General features: G+C 40.9%; 31 protein-coding genes. All 31 read left to right on the top strand.

The genetic code is table 11. The features are described from left to right. Positions 1–7: 7 nt before the first annotated feature. The 31 genes from ACLNCW_RS06545 (at position 8) to ACLNCW_RS06395 (ending at position 15861) form a co-directional block, all read left to right on the top strand. A complete protein-coding gene (locus tag ACLNCW_RS06545; protein WP_000521621.1) occupies positions 8–148 on the top strand; it encodes a hypothetical protein in 141 nt (46 codons plus the stop codon). Between the two features lie 196 nt (positions 149–344). Next, positions 345–851: a GNAT family N-acetyltransferase gene (locus ACLNCW_RS06540; RefSeq protein WP_424845610.1), complete on the top strand. Its 507-nt coding sequence runs from the start codon at positions 345–347 to the stop codon at positions 849–851. Then, entirely contained in the window at positions 844–1434 is a 591-nt protein-coding gene (nrdG, locus tag ACLNCW_RS06535; protein WP_424845609.1) for an anaerobic ribonucleoside-triphosphate reductase activating protein, read from the top strand. Before ACLNCW_RS06540 ends, nrdG begins: the two co-directional genes overlap by 8 nt. Before the next feature lie 253 nt (positions 1435–1687). Next, positions 1688–1996 carry a 30S ribosomal protein S10 gene (gene rpsJ / locus ACLNCW_RS06530; RefSeq protein WP_001284513.1) on the top strand — a complete coding sequence of 103 codons (309 nt, stop codon included), beginning with the start codon at positions 1688–1690 and terminating at the stop codon, positions 1994–1996. A gap of 81 nt (positions 1997–2077) precedes the next feature. Further along, on the top strand, positions 2078–2704 hold the full coding sequence (gene rplC / locus ACLNCW_RS06525; RefSeq protein ID WP_000160197.1) for a 50S ribosomal protein L3: 627 nt from the start codon (positions 2078–2080) through the stop codon (positions 2702–2704). 24 nt (positions 2705–2728) lie between these two features. Beyond that, positions 2729–3352 (top strand): 50S ribosomal protein L4, encoded by a 624-nt coding sequence (gene rplD, locus ACLNCW_RS06520; protein ID WP_000024549.1) that lies wholly within the window; start codon positions 2729–2731, stop codon positions 3350–3352. Further along, positions 3352–3648: a 50S ribosomal protein L23 gene (locus ACLNCW_RS06515; protein WP_001055347.1), complete on the top strand. Its 297-nt coding sequence runs from the start codon at positions 3352–3354 to the stop codon at positions 3646–3648. The genes rplD and ACLNCW_RS06515 overlap by 1 nt, the downstream gene beginning before the upstream one ends. 17 nt (positions 3649–3665) lie before the next feature. Further along, positions 3666–4499, top strand: a complete 834-nt coding sequence (gene rplB, locus ACLNCW_RS06510; RefSeq protein ID WP_000512910.1) for a 50S ribosomal protein L2 — start codon at positions 3666–3668, stop codon at positions 4497–4499. A 103-nt stretch (positions 4500–4602) separates the two neighbouring features. After that, positions 4603–4884, top strand: a complete 282-nt coding sequence (gene rpsS, locus ACLNCW_RS06505) for a 30S ribosomal protein S19 (protein WP_000533766.1) — start codon at positions 4603–4605, stop codon at positions 4882–4884. Positions 4885–4895: 11 nt separating this feature from the next. Next, the gene (rplV, locus tag ACLNCW_RS06500) at positions 4896–5240 is read left to right on the top strand and encodes a 50S ribosomal protein L22 (protein WP_000818137.1); all 345 of its coding nucleotides are present in this window, start codon (positions 4896–4898) and stop codon (positions 5238–5240) included. A gap of 12 nt (positions 5241–5252) precedes the next feature. Beyond that, a complete protein-coding gene (rpsC, locus tag ACLNCW_RS06495) occupies positions 5253–5906 on the top strand; it encodes a 30S ribosomal protein S3 (RefSeq protein WP_000529936.1) in 654 nt (217 codons plus the stop codon). Positions 5907–5909: 3 nt separating this feature from the next. Further along, positions 5910–6323 carry a 50S ribosomal protein L16 gene (gene rplP / locus ACLNCW_RS06490; RefSeq protein WP_000960946.1) on the top strand — a complete coding sequence of 138 codons (414 nt, stop codon included), beginning with the start codon at positions 5910–5912 and terminating at the stop codon, positions 6321–6323. A 9-nt stretch (positions 6324–6332) separates the two neighbouring features. Then, on the top strand, positions 6333–6539 hold the full coding sequence (rpmC, locus tag ACLNCW_RS06485) for a 50S ribosomal protein L29 (protein WP_000772918.1): 207 nt from the start codon (positions 6333–6335) through the stop codon (positions 6537–6539). 24 nt (positions 6540–6563) lie between these two features. After that, on the top strand, positions 6564–6824 hold the full coding sequence (gene rpsQ / locus ACLNCW_RS06480; RefSeq protein WP_000440801.1) for a 30S ribosomal protein S17: 261 nt from the start codon (positions 6564–6566) through the stop codon (positions 6822–6824). Between the two features lie 25 nt (positions 6825–6849). Further along, positions 6850–7218, top strand: a complete 369-nt coding sequence (gene rplN / locus ACLNCW_RS06475; RefSeq protein ID WP_000616545.1) for a 50S ribosomal protein L14 — start codon at positions 6850–6852, stop codon at positions 7216–7218. Between the two features lie 77 nt (positions 7219–7295). Beyond that, a complete protein-coding gene (rplX, locus tag ACLNCW_RS06470; RefSeq protein WP_000497691.1) occupies positions 7296–7601 on the top strand; it encodes a 50S ribosomal protein L24 in 306 nt (101 codons plus the stop codon). A gap of 23 nt (positions 7602–7624) precedes the next feature. Further along, on the top strand, positions 7625–8167 hold the full coding sequence (rplE, locus tag ACLNCW_RS06465) for a 50S ribosomal protein L5 (protein WP_000013542.1): 543 nt from the start codon (positions 7625–7627) through the stop codon (positions 8165–8167). A gap of 17 nt (positions 8168–8184) precedes the next feature. Beyond that, positions 8185–8370 carry a type Z 30S ribosomal protein S14 gene (locus ACLNCW_RS06460; RefSeq protein ID WP_001085697.1) on the top strand — a complete coding sequence of 62 codons (186 nt, stop codon included), beginning with the start codon at positions 8185–8187 and terminating at the stop codon, positions 8368–8370. A gap of 180 nt (positions 8371–8550) precedes the next feature. After that, positions 8551–8949: a 30S ribosomal protein S8 gene (gene rpsH / locus ACLNCW_RS06455; protein WP_000245504.1), complete on the top strand. Its 399-nt coding sequence runs from the start codon at positions 8551–8553 to the stop codon at positions 8947–8949. A gap of 187 nt (positions 8950–9136) precedes the next feature. Beyond that, positions 9137–9673 carry a 50S ribosomal protein L6 gene (gene rplF / locus ACLNCW_RS06450; RefSeq protein ID WP_000086624.1) on the top strand — a complete coding sequence of 179 codons (537 nt, stop codon included), beginning with the start codon at positions 9137–9139 and terminating at the stop codon, positions 9671–9673. Positions 9674–9756: 83 nt separating this feature from the next. Continuing rightward, the gene (rplR, locus tag ACLNCW_RS06445) at positions 9757–10113 is read left to right on the top strand and encodes a 50S ribosomal protein L18 (RefSeq protein WP_000624044.1); all 357 of its coding nucleotides are present in this window, start codon (positions 9757–9759) and stop codon (positions 10111–10113) included. Between the two features lie 17 nt (positions 10114–10130). Then, positions 10131–10625 carry a 30S ribosomal protein S5 gene (rpsE, locus tag ACLNCW_RS06440; protein WP_000874202.1) on the top strand — a complete coding sequence of 165 codons (495 nt, stop codon included), beginning with the start codon at positions 10131–10133 and terminating at the stop codon, positions 10623–10625. Between the two features lie 13 nt (positions 10626–10638). Then, a complete protein-coding gene (gene rpmD / locus ACLNCW_RS06435; RefSeq protein WP_000057241.1) occupies positions 10639–10821 on the top strand; it encodes a 50S ribosomal protein L30 in 183 nt (60 codons plus the stop codon). A 144-nt stretch (positions 10822–10965) separates the two neighbouring features. Continuing rightward, complete coding sequence (gene rplO, locus ACLNCW_RS06430) at positions 10966–11406, top strand: 50S ribosomal protein L15 (protein WP_000766087.1); 441 nt, start codon at positions 10966–10968, stop codon at positions 11404–11406. A gap of 12 nt (positions 11407–11418) precedes the next feature. Next, positions 11419–12729, top strand: coding sequence for a preprotein translocase subunit SecY (gene secY / locus ACLNCW_RS06425; protein WP_000465403.1), 1311 nt, complete (start codon positions 11419–11421; stop codon positions 12727–12729). Positions 12730–12984: 255 nt separating this feature from the next. Next, positions 12985–13623: an adenylate kinase gene (locus ACLNCW_RS06420; protein ID WP_001050436.1), complete on the top strand. Its 639-nt coding sequence runs from the start codon at positions 12985–12987 to the stop codon at positions 13621–13623. 116 nt (positions 13624–13739) lie between these two features. After that, a complete protein-coding gene (infA, locus tag ACLNCW_RS06415) occupies positions 13740–13958 on the top strand; it encodes a translation initiation factor IF-1 (RefSeq protein ID WP_001029883.1) in 219 nt (72 codons plus the stop codon). Between the two features lie 24 nt (positions 13959–13982). Beyond that, the gene (gene rpmJ / locus ACLNCW_RS06410) at positions 13983–14099 is read left to right on the top strand and encodes a 50S ribosomal protein L36 (RefSeq protein ID WP_001808836.1); all 117 of its coding nucleotides are present in this window, start codon (positions 13983–13985) and stop codon (positions 14097–14099) included. 17 nt (positions 14100–14116) lie between these two features. Then, positions 14117–14482 (top strand): 30S ribosomal protein S13, encoded by a 366-nt coding sequence (gene rpsM / locus ACLNCW_RS06405; RefSeq protein ID WP_000090781.1) that lies wholly within the window; start codon positions 14117–14119, stop codon positions 14480–14482. Between the two features lie 17 nt (positions 14483–14499). Further along, positions 14500–14883 (top strand): 30S ribosomal protein S11, encoded by a 384-nt coding sequence (gene rpsK / locus ACLNCW_RS06400; protein ID WP_001118385.1) that lies wholly within the window; start codon positions 14500–14502, stop codon positions 14881–14883. A 42-nt stretch (positions 14884–14925) separates the two neighbouring features. Next, positions 14926–15861: a DNA-directed RNA polymerase subunit alpha gene (locus ACLNCW_RS06395; RefSeq protein WP_000568988.1), complete on the top strand. Its 936-nt coding sequence runs from the start codon at positions 14926–14928 to the stop codon at positions 15859–15861. The last annotated feature ends 7 nt before the right edge of the window (positions 15862–15868 follow it).

Below are 15868 nucleotides of genomic sequence, written 5' to 3'. Positions count from 1 at the left end.
AAATGAGATGGGAAAATATCAATTAGACGATAAGGGTCGCGCACAAGTGACTCGTTATCACGAGAAACACTCTAAAGGTGGAGCTGGTAAAAAAGAACGCTTGCTTAGCCTAAGAGAACAATTTTTAAACAAGAACAAGAAAAAATAAAAGTGATACTCAATGAAAATCAAAGAGCAAACTAGGAACTAGCCGCAGGTTGCTCAAAGCACTGCTTTGAGGTTGTAGATAAGACTGACGAAGTCAGTTACATATATCTACGGTAAGGCGACGCTGACGTGGTTTGAATTTGATTTTCGAAGAGTATGAGAGTCAGCTCTCGCTTTTCTCATAGTGGGAGGTAAGGATGGAACTACGCAGACCAAGATTAGCAGATAAAGAAACAGTTTTAGAGATGATGGCAGAGTTTGAACAGACTCAATCACCCCACGATGGTGGGTTTTGGAACGCCAACAATTTTGTTTATGAAGAGTGGCTAGAAGAAAATCTTCAAGCGGAAGCGGGCCTCAATATTCCTGAAAACTGGGTTCCTGCTATCCAGCTGGTTAGTTTTGACGTAGCAGGCCAGGCTCTTGGCTTTCTCAACCTTCGTCTCCGATTAAATGACTACCTACTAGAAAATGGGGGTCACATTGGCTACTCCATTCGTCCATCAGAAAGGGGCAAAGGATATGCTAAAGAAACTCTCCGTCAGGGCTTGCAAGTTGCTAAGGAAAAGAACATTAAGAAGGCCCTTGTGACTTGTAGTGTGAATAATCCTGCTAGCAGAGCAGTCATACTTGCAAATGGAGGTCTCCTTGAGGATGTTCGTAATGGAGTCGAGCGTTATTGGATAGAGGTAGCGAATGAATAATCCCAAACCACAAGAATGGAAAAGCGAGGAGCTCAGTCAAGGGCGTATCATCGACTACAAGGCTTTTAACTTTGTAGATGGAGAAGGTGTGCGTAACTCTCTATATGTATCAGGTTGCATGTTTCACTGCGAGGGTTGCTATAATGTAGCAACCTGGTCCTTCAATGCTGGAATTCCCTATACAGCAGAATTGGAAGAACAAATCATGACAGACCTTGCCCAGCCCTATGTTCAAGGATTGACCTTGCTGGGAGGTGAGCCTTTTCTCAATACGGGGATTCTCTTGCCACTCGTTAAGCGTATTCGAAAGGAATTACCAGACAAAGATATCTGGTCCTGGACGGGATATACTTGGGAAGAAATGATGTTGGAAACTCCAGATAAACTGGAACTCTTATCATTGATTGACATTCTTGTCGACGGACGATACGATCGAACTAAGAGAAATCTCATGCTCCAGTTTCGAGGTTCGTCCAATCAACGTATCATCGATGTGCAAAAATCTCTCAAAAGTGGGCAAGTAGTGATTTGGGATAAACTCAATGACGGGAAAGAAAGCTATGAACAGGTGAAGAGAGAGTAACTTTCTTCTATAAAATACTTAAATAAATGACCTGTCAAAAAGGAAAACATTTTCATGTTAAAAATTTTAAAAAACAGCAACAAATCCCTTGCAATCGCAGGGGCTTTGTGTTATTCTATTATGGTGCTGTAAATTACAGCCTTAGCTTTGATGCAAGAGGTTGCGACACGCTCGGTTGCATTGCCACGCAACACCGCGTCGGTTTTCTTGTGGAGCTAGCCTATTATCTTAAATAGACGAAAAGGAGAAAAAGATGGCAAACAAAAAAATCCGTATCCGTTTGAAAGCTTACGAACACCGTACGCTTGACACAGCGGCTGCAAAAATCGTAGAATCAGCTACTCGTACAGGTGCACAAGTTGCGGGTCCAATCCCACTTCCAACTGAACGTAGCCTCTACACAATCATTCGTGCGACTCACAAATACAAAGACTCTCGCGAACAATTTGAAATGCGTACACACAAACGTTTGATCGATATCGTTAACCCAACTCAAAAAACAGTTGATGCTTTGATGAAATTGGATCTTCCAAGTGGTGTAAACGTAGAAATCAAACTTTAATCTAAAGCTTGATATCTTGAGCATAAAAAACGCTCGTTAAAAACTTTTTGAATAAAAATATAGAAAAGGAACTATTTTCTCATGACAAAAGGAATCTTAGGGAAAAAAGTGGGAATGACTCAAATCTTCACTGAAGCTGGCGAATTGATCCCTGTAACAGTTATTGAAGCAACTCCAAACGTTGTTCTTCAAGTTAAAACTGTTGAAACAGACGGATACAACGCTATCCAAGTTGGTTTCGATGACAAACGCGAAGTATTGAGCAACAAACCTGCTAAAGGACATGTAGCAAAAGCTAACACGGCTCCTAAGCGCTTCATTCGTGAATTCAAAAACGTTGAAGGCTTGGAAGTTGGTGCTGAAATTACAGTTGAAACATTCGCAGCTGGGGACGTTGTTGACGTAACTGGTACTTCTAAAGGTAAAGGTTTCCAAGGTGTTATCAAGCGCCACGGACAATCACGTGGACCAATGGCTCACGGTTCTCGTTACCACCGTCGTCCAGGTTCTATGGGACCTGTTGCACCTAACCGCGTATTCAAAGGTAAAAACCTTGCAGGACGTATGGGTGGTGACCGCGTAACAATTCAAAACCTTGAAGTTGTACAAGTTGTTCCAGAAAAGAACGTTATCCTTATCAAAGGTAACGTACCAGGTGCTAAGAAATCTCTTATCACTATCAAGTCAGCAGTTAAAGCTGGTAAATAATAAGGAAAGGGGAATACAGTCAAAATGGCAAATGTAACATTATTCGACCAAACTGGTAAACAAGCGGGCGAAGTTGTTCTTAACGATGCAATCTTTGGTATCGAACCAAACCAATCTGTTGTGTTTGATGTGATTATCAGCCAACGTGCTAGCCTTCGTCAAGGAACTCACGCAGTTAAAAACCGCTCAGCTGTTTCAGGTGGCGGACGCAAACCATGGCGTCAAAAAGGAACTGGACGTGCTCGTCAAGGTTCTATCCGCTCTCCACAATGGCGTGGTGGTGGAATCGTCTTCGGACCAACTCCACGTAGCTATGCGTACAAACTTCCTCAAAAAGTTCGTCGCCTTGCACTTAAATCTGTTTACTCAGAAAAAGTTGCTGAAAATAAATTTGTAGCCGTTGATTCTCTTGAATTTACAGCTCCAAAAACTGCTGAATTTGCAAAAGTTCTTGCAGCTTTGAGCATCGATTCTAAAGTCCTTGTTATTCTTGAAGAAGGAAACGAATTCGCAGCTCTCTCAGCTCGTAACCTTCCAAACGTGAAAGTTGCGACTGCTACAACTGCAAGTGTTCTTGACATCGCAAATAGTGACAAACTTCTTGTTACTCAAGCAGCTATCTCTAAAATCGAGGAGGTTCTTGCATAATGAATTTGTATGATGTTATCAAAAAACCTGTAATCACTGAAAGCTCAATGGCTCAACTTGAAGCAGGAAAATATGTATTTGAAGTTGACACTCGTGCACACAAACTTTTGATCAAGCAAGCTGTTGAAGCTGCTTTCGAAGGTGTTAAAGTTGCTAATGTTAACACAATCAACGTAAAACCAAAAGCTAAACGTGTTGGACGTTACACTGGTTTTACTAACAAAACTAAAAAAGCTATCATCACACTTACAGCTGATTCTAAAGCAATCGAGTTGTTTGCTGCTGAAGCTGAATAATCTAAGGAGGAAATATCGTGGGAATTCGTGTTTATAAACCAACAACAAACGGTCGCCGTAATATGACTTCTTTGGATTTCGCTGAAATCACAACAAGCACTCCTGAAAAATCATTGCTTGTTGCATTGAAGAGCAAGGCTGGTCGTAACAACAACGGTCGTATCACAGTTCGTCACCAAGGTGGTGGACACAAACGTTTCTACCGTTTGGTTGACTTCAAACGTAACAAAGACAACGTTGAAGCAGTTGTTAAAACAATCGAGTACGATCCAAACCGTTCTGCAAACATCGCTCTTGTACACTACACTGACGGTGTGAAAGCATACATCATCGCTCCAAAAGGTCTTGAAGTAGGTCAACGTATCGTTTCAGGTCCAGAAGCAGATATCAAAGTCGGAAACGCTCTTCCACTTGCTAACATCCCAGTTGGTACTTTGATCCACAATATTGAGTTGAAACCAGGTCGTGGTGGTGAATTGGTACGTGCTGCTGGAGCTTCTGCTCAAGTATTGGGTCAAGAAGGTAAATACGTTCTTGTTCGTCTTCAATCTGGCGAAGTACGTATGATCCTTGGAACTTGTCGTGCTACAGTCGGTGTTGTCGGAAACGAACAACATGGACTTGTAAACCTTGGTAAAGCAGGACGTAGCCGTTGGAAAGGTATCCGCCCAACAGTTCGTGGTTCTGTAATGAACCCTAACGATCACCCACACGGTGGTGGTGAAGGTAAAGCACCAGTTGGTCGTAAAGCACCATCTACTCCATGGGGCAAACCTGCTCTTGGTCTTAAAACTCGTAACAAGAAAGCGAAATCTGACAAACTTATCGTTCGTCGTCGCAACGAGAAATAATATTAAACTAGTCGCGTAAGCAACTAGTAAATCCGCCAGCTCGGTAGCGCTCCATGTGAGCGCAAGCCGCTGTGGTACAACATTTAAAGGAGAAAATATAAAAATGGGACGCAGTCTTAAAAAAGGACCTTTCGTCGATGAGCATTTGATGAAAAAAGTTGAAGCTCAAGCTAACGACGAAAAGAAAAAAGTTATTAAAACTTGGTCACGTCGTTCAACGATCTTCCCAAGTTTCATTGGTTACACTATTGCAGTTTATGACGGACGTAAACACGTACCTGTTTACATTCAAGAAGACATGGTAGGTCACAAACTTGGTGAATTTGCACCAACTCGTACTTACAAAGGTCACGCTGCAGACGACAAGAAAACACGTAGAAAATAAGGAGAACATAAATGGCAGAAATTACTTCAGCTAAAGCAATGGCTCGTACAGTACGTGTTTCACCTCGTAAATCACGTCTTGTTCTTGATAACATCCGTGGTAAAAGCGTAGCCGATGCAATCGCAATCTTGACATTCACTCCAAACAAAGCTGCTGAAATCATCTTGAAAGTTTTGAACTCAGCTGTAGCTAACGCTGAAAACAACTTTGGTTTGGATAAAGCTAACTTGGTAGTATCTGAAGCATTCGCAAACGAAGGACCAACTATGAAACGTTTCCGTCCACGTGCGAAAGGTTCAGCTTCACCAATCAACAAACGTACAGCTCACATCACTGTAGCTGTTGCAGAAAAATAAGGAGGTAAAATCGTGGGTCAAAAAGTACATCCAATTGGTATGCGTGTCGGCATCATCCGTGATTGGGATGCCAAATGGTATGCTGAAAAAGAATACGCGGATTACCTTCATGAAGATCTTGCAATCCGTAAATTCGTTCAAAAAGAACTTGCTGACGCAGCAGTTTCAACTATCGAAATCGAACGCGCAGTAAACAAAGTTAACGTTTCACTTCACACTGCTAAACCAGGTATGGTTATCGGTAAAGGTGGTGCAAACGTTGATGCACTCCGTGCAAAACTTAACAAATTGACTGGAAAACAAGTACACATCAACATCATCGAAATCAAACAACCTGATTTGGATGCTCACCTTGTAGGTGAAGGTATTGCTCGTCAATTGGAGCAACGTGTTGCTTTCCGTCGTGCACAAAAACAAGCAATCCAACGTGCAATGCGTGCTGGAGCTAAAGGAATCAAAACTCAAGTATCAGGTCGTTTGAACGGTGCAGATATCGCCCGTGCTGAAGGATACTCTGAAGGAACTGTTCCACTTCACACACTTCGTGCAGATATCGATTACGCTTGGGAAGAAGCAGATACTACATACGGTAAACTTGGTGTTAAAGTATGGATCTACCGTGGTGAAGTTCTTCCAGCTCGCAAAAACACTAAAGGAGGTAAATAACCAATGTTAGTACCTAAACGTGTTAAACACCGTCGTGAATTCCGTGGAAAAATGCGCGGTGAAGCAAAAGGTGGAAAAGAAGTAGCATTTGGTGAATACGGTCTTCAAGCTACAACTAGCCACTGGATCACTAACCGCCAAATCGAAGCTGCTCGTATCGCCATGACTCGTTACATGAAACGTGGTGGTAAAGTTTGGATTAAAATCTTCCCACACAAATCATACACTGCTAAAGCTATCGGTGTGCGTATGGGATCTGGTAAAGGGGCACCTGAAGGTTGGGTAGCACCAGTTAAACGTGGTAAAGTGATGTTCGAAATTGCTGGTGTATCTGAAGAGATTGCACGCGAAGCGCTTCGTCTTGCTAGCCACAAATTGCCAGTTAAATGTAAATTCGTAAAACGTGAAGCAGAATAAGGAGAAGGCATGAAACTTAATGAAGTAAAAGAATTTGTTAAAGAACTTCGTGGTCTTTCTCAAGAAGAACTCGCGAAGCGCGAAAACGAATTGAAAAAAGAATTGTTTGAACTTCGTTTCCAAGCTGCTACTGGTCAATTGGAACAAACAGCTCGCTTGAAAGAAGTTAAAAAACAAATCGCTCGTATCAAAACAGTTCAATCTGAAGCGAAATAATAGACTAGGGAAGGAGAAATTTCAATGGAACGCAATAATCGTAAAGTTCTTGTTGGACGTGTTGTATCTGACAAAATGGACAAGACAATCACAGTTGTAGTTGAAACAAAACGTAACCACCCAGTCTATGGTAAACGTATTAACTACTCTAAAAAATACAAAGCTCATGATGAAAACAATGTTGCCAAAGAAGGCGATATCGTACGTATCATGGAAACTCGTCCGCTTTCAGCTACAAAACGTTTCCGTCTTGTAGAAGTCGTTGAAGAAGCGGTCATCATCTAATCAAACCTGAAAGGAGAAAACTGAAATGATTCAAACAGAAACTCGTTTGAAAGTCGCAGACAACAGCGGTGCTCGCGAAATCTTGACTATCAAAGTTCTTGGTGGTTCAGGACGTAAATTTGCAAACATCGGTGATGTTATCGTGGCATCTGTAAAACAAGCTACTCCTGGTGGTGCGGTTAAAAAAGGTGACGTTGTTAAAGCAGTTATCGTTCGTACTAAATCAGGTGCTCGTCGTGCTGATGGTTCATACATCAAATTTGACGAAAACGCAGCAGTTATCATCCGTGAAGACAAAACTCCTCGCGGAACACGTATCTTTGGCCCAGTTGCACGTGAATTGCGTGAAGGTGGCTTCATGAAGATCGTGTCACTTGCTCCAGAAGTACTTTAATTTTTAGAAACAAACTAGTCCCCTAGCTTTAAGCTAGGGTGCCCTTATGGGCGTAAGAAAAATCAAGGAGAAACCTAATGTTTGTAAAAAAAGGCGACAAAGTTCGCGTAATCGCTGGTAAAGATAAGGGAACAGAAGCTGTTGTCCTTACTGCCCTTCCAAAAGTAAACAAAGTTATCGTTGAAGGTGTTAACATCGTTAAGAAACACCAACGTCCAACTAATGAGCTTCCTCAAGGTGGTATCATCGAGAAAGAAGCAGCTATCCACGTATCAAACGTTCAAGTATTGGACAAAAATGGTGTAGCTGGTCGTGTTGGTTACAAATTTGTAGACGGTAAAAAAGTTCGCTACAACAAAAAATCAGGCGAAGTGCTTGATTAATCACGAAGGAAAGGAGAAGTATAATGGCAAATCGTTTAAAAGAAAAATATCTTAATGAAGTAGTTCCTGCTTTGACAGAACAATTCAACTACTCATCAGTGATGGCTGTGCCTAAAGTAGATAAGATCGTTTTGAACATGGGTGTTGGTGAAGCTGTATCAAACGCTAAAAGCCTTGAAAAAGCTGCTGAAGAATTGGCGCTTATCTCAGGTCAAAAACCACTTATCACTAAAGCTAAAAAATCAATCGCCGGCTTCCGTCTTCGTGAAGGTGTTGCGATTGGTGCAAAAGTTACCCTTCGTGGTGAACGTATGTACGAATTCTTGGATAAATTAGTTTCAGTTTCACTTCCGCGTGTACGTGACTTCCACGGTGTTCCAACAAAATCATTTGACGGACGCGGAAACTACACACTTGGTGTGAAAGAACAATTGATCTTCCCAGAAATCAACTTCGATGACGTTGACAAAACTCGTGGTCTTGACATCGTTATCGTAACAACTGCTAACACTGACGAAGAGTCACGTGCATTGCTTACAGGCCTTGGAATGCCTTTTGCAAAATAATATAGGAGGTAAATCTAATGGCTAAAAAATCAATGATTGCTAAGAACAAACGTCCAGCGAAGTTCTCTACTCAAGCTTATACTCGTTGTGAAAAATGTGGTCGTCCACATTCAGTTTACCGCAAATTTAAACTTTGCCGTGTTTGCTTCCGTGAATTAGCTTACAAAGGACAAATTCCTGGTGTAACAAAAGCATCTTGGTAATTCTAGCTTTCAACCCCGTCGTGATTCGTCGTTATCTGCTTTTGCCTAACTCAAGTTATGCCTGCAAGCAGATGCCTAGACTCACTTAGGAATTGAAACCTAGAAACATATTCTGAGCCTAGCTCAATCATTAACTAGCAAGTGCAACTTGCAAACTACTAGTAAGAGGAGAAAAACAAAATGGTTATGACTGACCCAATCGCAGACTTCCTAACTCGTATTCGTAACGCTAACCAAGCTAAACACGAAGTACTTGAAGTACCTGCATCTAATATCAAAAAAGGGATTGCTGAAATCCTTAAACGCGAAGGTTTTGTAAAAAACGTTGAAATCATCGAAGATGACAAACAAGGCATCATCCGTGTATTTCTTAAATACGGACCAAACGGTGAAAAAGTTATCACTAATTTGAAACGTGTTTCTAAACCAGGACTTCGTGTCTACAAAAAACGTGAAGACCTTCCAAAAGTTCTTAATGGACTTGGAATTGCTATCCTTTCAACTTCTGAAGGTTTGCTTACTGATAAAGAAGCACGCCAAAAGAATGTTGGTGGAGAAGTTATCGCTTACGTTTGGTAATATTTAGCTCCCAATTTCTTTGTGACTCTTCGTTATCGTCTCTTGCCTAACCCAAAGTTATGCCTGCGAGACGATGCCTAGATTCACTTTGAAATTGAAACCTAAATGTTCCTTTAAATCGAGAAATCGATTGACCCCCGTGAAAACTGGCCTTTCTGGCCTGACAATTTAACAGGAGAAAATAAACATGTCACGTATTGGTAATAAAGTTATCGTGTTGCCTGCTGGTGTTGAAATCACTAACAATGACAACGTTGTAACTGTAAAAGGACCTAAAGGAGAACTTACTCGTGAGTTCTCAAAAGATATTGAAATCCGTGTGGAAGGTACAGAAGTAACTCTTCACCGTCCAAACGATTCAAAAGAAATGAAAACTATCCACGGAACTACTCGTGCCCTTTTGAACAACATGGTTATTGGTGTATCAGAAGGATTCAAGAAAGAACTTGAAATGCGCGGGGTTGGTTACCGTGCACAACTTCAAGGATCTAAACTTGTTTTGGCTGTTGGTAAATCACATCCAGATGAAGTTGAAGCTCCAGAAGGAATTACTTTTGAACTTCCAAACCCAACAACAATCGTTGTTAGCGGAATTTCAAAAGAAGTGGTTGGTCAAACAGCTGCTTACGTACGTAGCCTTCGTTCACCAGAACCATATAAAGGTAAAGGTATCCGTTACGTTGGTGAATTCGTTCGCCGTAAAGAAGGTAAAACAGGTAAATAATGTTGAGTGGTTGAATCTCAACCATCAACCTATTTTCCAACTTTGTGCATAGCACACGATTTAAAACTAAAGAGGTGAAAACTGTGATTTCAAAACCAGATAAAAACAAACTCCGCCAAAAACGCCACCGTCGCGTTCGCGGAAAACTCTCTGGAACTGCTGATCGCCCACGTTTGAACGTATTCCGTTCTAATACAGGCATCTACGCTCAAGTGATTGATGACGTAGCGGGTGTAACGCTCGCAAGTGCTTCAACTCTTGACAAAGAAGTTTCAAAAGGAACTAAAACTGAACAAGCCGTTGCTGTCGGTAAACTCGTTGCAGAACGTGCAAACGCTAAAGGTATTTCAGAAGTGGTGTTCGACCGCGGTGGATATCTATATCACGGACGTGTGAAAGCTTTGGCTGATGCAGCTCGTGAAAACGGATTGAAATTCTAATAGGAGGACACTAGAAAATGGCATTTAAAGACAATGCAGTTGAATTAGAAGAACGCGTAGTTGCTGTCAACCGTGTTACAAAAGTTGTTAAAGGTGGACGTCGTCTTCGTTTCGCAGCTCTTGTTGTTGTTGGTGACCACAACGGTCGCGTAGGATTTGGTACTGGTAAAGCTCAAGAAGTTCCAGAAGCAATCCGTAAAGCAGTAGATGATGCTAAGAAAAACTTGATCGAAGTTCCTATGGTTGGAACAACAATCCCACACGAAGTTCTTTCAGAATTCGGTGGAGCTAAAGTATTGTTGAAACCTGCTGTAGAAGGTTCTGGAGTTGCCGCTGGTGGTGCAGTTCGTGCCGTTGTGGAATTGGCAGGTGTGGCAGATATTACATCTAAATCACTTGGTTCTAACACTCCAATCAACATTGTTCGTGCAACTGTTGAAGGTTTGAAACAATTGAAACGCGCTGAAGAAGTTGCTGCCCTTCGTGGTATTTCAGTTTCTGATTTGGCATAAGAAAGGGGATAAAATGGCTCAAATTAAAATTACTTTGACTAAGTCTCCAATCGGACGCATTCCATCACAACGTAAAACTGTTGTAGCACTTGGACTTGGCAAATTGAACAGCTCTGTTATTAAAGAAGACAACGCTGCTATCCGTGGTATGATCACAGCAGTATCTCACTTGGTAACAGTTGAAGAAGTAAACTAATGAATTTTTAGGGGATGTGCACTATACCATCCCCTAAAACTAGATATAGTCATCTATGATGACGTCGTATAGGCGAGTTGATGGGGGAGACAACCTTTTCTCCCTTATCGGCGCTAGCATTTTACAAAAGAGGAGAAAATAAAAATGAAACTTCATGAATTGAAACCTGCAGAAGGTTCTCGTAAAGTACGTAACCGCGTTGGTCGTGGTACTTCATCAGGTAACGGTAAAACATCTGGTCGTGGTCAAAAAGGTCAAAAAGCTCGTAGCGGTGGCGGAGTTCGCCTTGGTTTTGAAGGTGGACAAACTCCATTGTTCCGTCGTCTTCCAAAACGTGGATTCACTAACATCAACGCTAAAGAATACGCAATTGTGAACCTTGACCAATTGAACGTCTTTGAAGATGGTGCTGAAGTTACTCCAGTTGTTCTTATCGAAGCAGGAATTGTTAAAGCTGAAAAATCAGGTATTAAAATTCTTGGTAACGGTGAGTTGACTAAGAAATTGACTGTGAAAGCAGCTAAATTCTCTAAATCAGCTGAAGAAGCTATCACTGCTAAAGGTGGTTCAGTAGAAGTCATCTAAGAGAGGTGACCTATGTTTTTTAAATTATTAAGAGAAGCTCTTAAAGTTAAGCAGGTTCGATCAAAAATTTTATTTACAATTTTTATCGTTTTGGTCTTTCGTATCGGAACTAGTATTACAGTTCCTGGTGTGAATGCCAATAGCTTGAATGCTTTAAGTGGATTATCCTTCTTAAACATGTTGAGCTTGGTCTCAGGGAATGCTATGAAAAACTTCTCAGTTTTTGCTCTTGGTGTTAGCCCTTATATTACGGCCTCTATCGTTGTCCAACTCTTGCAAATGGATATTTTACCCAAGTTTGTAGAGTGGGGTAAACAAGGGGAAGTAGGTCGAAGAAAATTAAATCAAGCTACTCGTTATATTGCTCTTGTTCTAGCCTTTGTGCAATCTATCGGGATTACAGCTGGTTTTAATACTTTGGCTGGAGCTCAATTGTTGAAAACAGCTCTTACTCCACAAGTCTTTATCATGATTGGTATCATCTTAACAGCTGGTAGTATGATTGTGACTTGGTTGGGAGAGCAAATTACAGATAAGGGATACGGAAATGGTGTTTCTATGATTATCTTTGCCGGGATTGTTGCATCAATTCCAGAGATGATTCAGGGCATCTATGTGGACTACTTTGTGAACGTCCCAAGTAGCCGTATCAACTCATCTATCATTTTCGTAATCATTTTGATTATTACTGTATTGTTGATCATTTATTTTACAACCTATGTTCAACAAGCAGAATACAAAATTCCAATCCAATATACTAAGGTTGCACAAGGTGCTCCATCTAGCTCTTACCTTCCTTTGAAGGTAAACCCTGCTGGAGTTATCCCTGTTATCTTTGCAAGTTCGATTACTGCAGCGCCTGCGGCTATTCTTCAGTTTTTGAGCGCTACAGGTCATGATTGGGCTTGGGTAAGAACAGCACAAGAAATGCTGGCAACAACTTCACCAACTGGTATTGCCATGTATGCTTTATTGATTATTCTCTTTACATTCTTCTATACGTTTGTACAGATTAATCCTGAAAAAGCGGCAGAAAACCTACAAAAGAGCGGTGCCTATATCCACGGAGTTCGTCCTGGTAAAGGTACAGAAGAATATATGTCTAAACTTCTTCGTCGTCTTGCAACTGTTGGTTCTCTCTTCCTTGGTGTGATTTCTATTTTACCGATCGTAGCAAAAGATGTTTTTGGACTTTCAGAAGCAGTTGCTTTTGGAGGAACAAGTCTTTTGATCATTATCTCTACAGGTATTGAAGGAATCAAACAATTGGAAGGTTATCTATTGAAACGTAAGTATGTTGGTTTCATGGATAGAACAGAATAAAAGTATTTACTGATACTCTTCGAAAATCAAATTCAAACCACGTCAGCTTCACCTTGCCGTACTCAAGTACAGCCTGCGGCTAGCTTCCTAGTTTGCTCTTTGATTTTCATTGAGTATGAATCAGTAAATGCTGAGGGAGTGGAGGTTTAACTCTAACATTAGTGAGAGTTTGGTCTCCCCTCTTCTATTTTGTTTTTAAATAGGGGTAAAAAGTCTTTTTGCTTCTATTTAAAAATAAAATAAGGAGATCAAATCATGAATCTTTTGATTATGGGCTTACCTGGTGCAGGTAAGGGAACTCAAGCAGCAAAAATCGTAGAACAATTCCATGTTGCACATATCTCAACAGGTGATATGTTCCGTGCTGCTATGGCAAATCAAACTGAAATGGGTGTTCTTGCTAAGTCATACATTGACAAGGGTGAATTGGTTCCTGACGAAGTTACAAATGGGATCGTAAAAGAACGTCTTTCACAAGATGATATTAAAGAAACAGGATTCTTGTTGGATGGTTACCCACGTACGATCGAACAAGCTCATGCCTTGGACAAAACATTGGCTGAACTTGGCATTGAACTAGAAGGTGTTATCAATATTGAAGTGAACCCTGACAGCCTCTTGGAACGTTTGAGTGGCCGTATCATCCACCGCGTAACTGGAGAAACTTTCCACAAGGTCTTTAACCCACCAGTTGACTATAAAGAAGAAGATTACTACCAACGTGAAGATGATAAGCCTGAGACAGTAAAACGTCGTTTGGATGTGAATATTGCTCAAGGGGAACCAATCATTGCTCACTACCGTGCCAAAGGTTTGGTTCATGACATCGAAGGTAACCAAGATATCAATGATGTCTTCTCAGATATCGAAAAAGTATTGACAAATTTGAAATAAAGCGTTTTTCACACTTGCAAAAATCCGCTACAAATGTTATACTGAAATAGTCTGACTTATAATTGTTGTCTCTGTGTCTAGAGGCATCGAATCGAAATTTATGGAGGTGCTTTTGCGTGGCAAAAGACGATGTGATTGAAGTTGAAGGCAAAGTAGTTGATACAATGCCGAATGCAATGTTTACGGTTGAACTTGAAAATGGACATCAGATTTTAGCAACAGTTTCTGGTAAAATTCGTAAAAACTATATTCGTATTTTAGCGGGAGATCGTGTTACTGTCGAAATGAGTCCATATGACTTGACACGTGGACGTATCACTTACCGCTTTAAATAATCGAAAAACTTGGAGGGATAAGAAATGAAAGTAAGACCATCGGTCAAACCAATTTGCGAATACTGTAAAGTTATTCGTCGTAATGGTCGTGTTATGGTAATTTGCCCAGCAAATCCAAAACACAAACAACGTCAAGGATAAGATAGAAAGGAGAAAACATGGCTCGTATTGCTGGAGTTGACATTCCAAATGACAAACGCGTAGTAATCTCATTGACTTATGTTTATGGTATCGGACTTGCAACATCTAAGAAAATTTTGGCTGCTGCTGGAATCTCAGAAGATGTTCGTGTACGTGATCTTACATCAGATCAAGAAGATGCTATCCGTCGTGAAGTGGATGCAATCAAAGTTGAAGGTGACCTTCGTCGTGAAGTAAACTTGAACATCAAACGTTTGATGGAAATCGGTTCATACCGTGGTATCCGTCACCGTCGTGGACTTCCTGTCCGTGGACAAAACACTAAAAACAACGCTCGCACTCGTAAAGGTAAAGCTGTCGCGATCGCTGGTAAGAAAAAATAATATAGGAGGTAAAAGTCTTGGCTAAACCAACACGTAAACGTCGTGTGAAAAAGAATATCGAATCTGGTATTGCTCATATTCACGCTACATTTAATAACACTATTGTTATGATTACTGATGTGCATGGTAATGCAATTGCTTGGTCATCAGCTGGTGCTCTTGGTTTCAAAGGTTCTCGTAAATCTACACCATTCGCTGCTCAAATGGCTTCTGAAGCTGCTGCTAAATCTGCACAAGAACACGGTCTTAAATCAGTTGAAGTTACTGTAAAAGGTCCAGGTTCTGGTCGTGAGTCAGCTATTCGTGCGCTTGCTGCCGCTGGTCTTGAAGTAACAGCAATTCGTGATGTGACTCCAGTGCCACACAATGGTGCTCGTCCTCCAAAACGTCGCCGTGTATAATCATCGCATTACACTGCTTTTCGTTTAAGAGGGAGTAACTAAATGATCGAGTTTGAAAAACCAAATATAACAAAAATTGATGAAAATAAAGATTATGGCAAGTTTGTAATCGAACCACTTGAACGTGGCTACGGTACAACTCTTGGTAACTCTCTTCGTCGTGTACTTCTAGCTTCTCTACCAGGAGCAGCTGTGACATCTATCAATATTGATGGTGTGTTACATGAGTTTGACACAGTTCCAGGTGTTCGTGAAGACGTGATGCAAATCATTCTGAACATTAAAGGAATTGCAGTGAAATCGTACGTTGAAGACGAAAAAATCATCGAACTAGATGTTGAAGGTCCTGCTGAAGTAACAGCTGGTGACATTTTGACAGATAGCGATATTGAAATTGTAAATCCAGATCATTATCTCTTTACAATCGGTGAAGGTTCTTCCCTAAAAGCGACTATGACTGTTAACAGTGGTCGTGGATATGTACCTGCTGATGAAAATAAAAAAGATAATGCACCAGTTGGAACACTTGCTGTAGATTCTATTTATACACCAGTTACAAAAGTCAACTATCAAGTGGAACCTGCTCGTGTAGGTAGCAATGATGGATTTGACAAATTAACCCTTGAAATCTTAACAAATGGAACAATTATTCCAGAAGATGCTTTAGGGCTTTCAGCACGTATTTTGACAGAACATCTTGATTTGTTTACAAATCTTACTGAGATTGCTAAGTCAACTGAAGTGATGAAAGAAGCTGACACTGAATCTGACGACCGTATTTTGGATCGTACGATTGAGGAACTGGACTTGTCTGTGCGTTCATACAACTGTTTGAAACGTGCCGGTATCAATACTGTGCATGATTTGACAGAAAAATCTGAAGCAGAGATGATGAAAGTACGAAATCTTGGACGCAAGAGTTTGGAAGAAGTGAAACTCAAACTCATTGATTTGGGTCTTGGATTAAAAGATAAATAAAGGAGGA

Source organism: Streptococcus sp. CL6.22 (genome assembly GCF_049738055.1).
In the GTDB taxonomy this organism is placed as follows: Bacteria; Bacillota; Bacilli; order Lactobacillales; family Streptococcaceae; genus Streptococcus; species Streptococcus mitis_DJ.
Note: the sequence above shows the minus strand (reverse complement) of the source record. Positions and strands in the feature narration are given on the sequence as shown.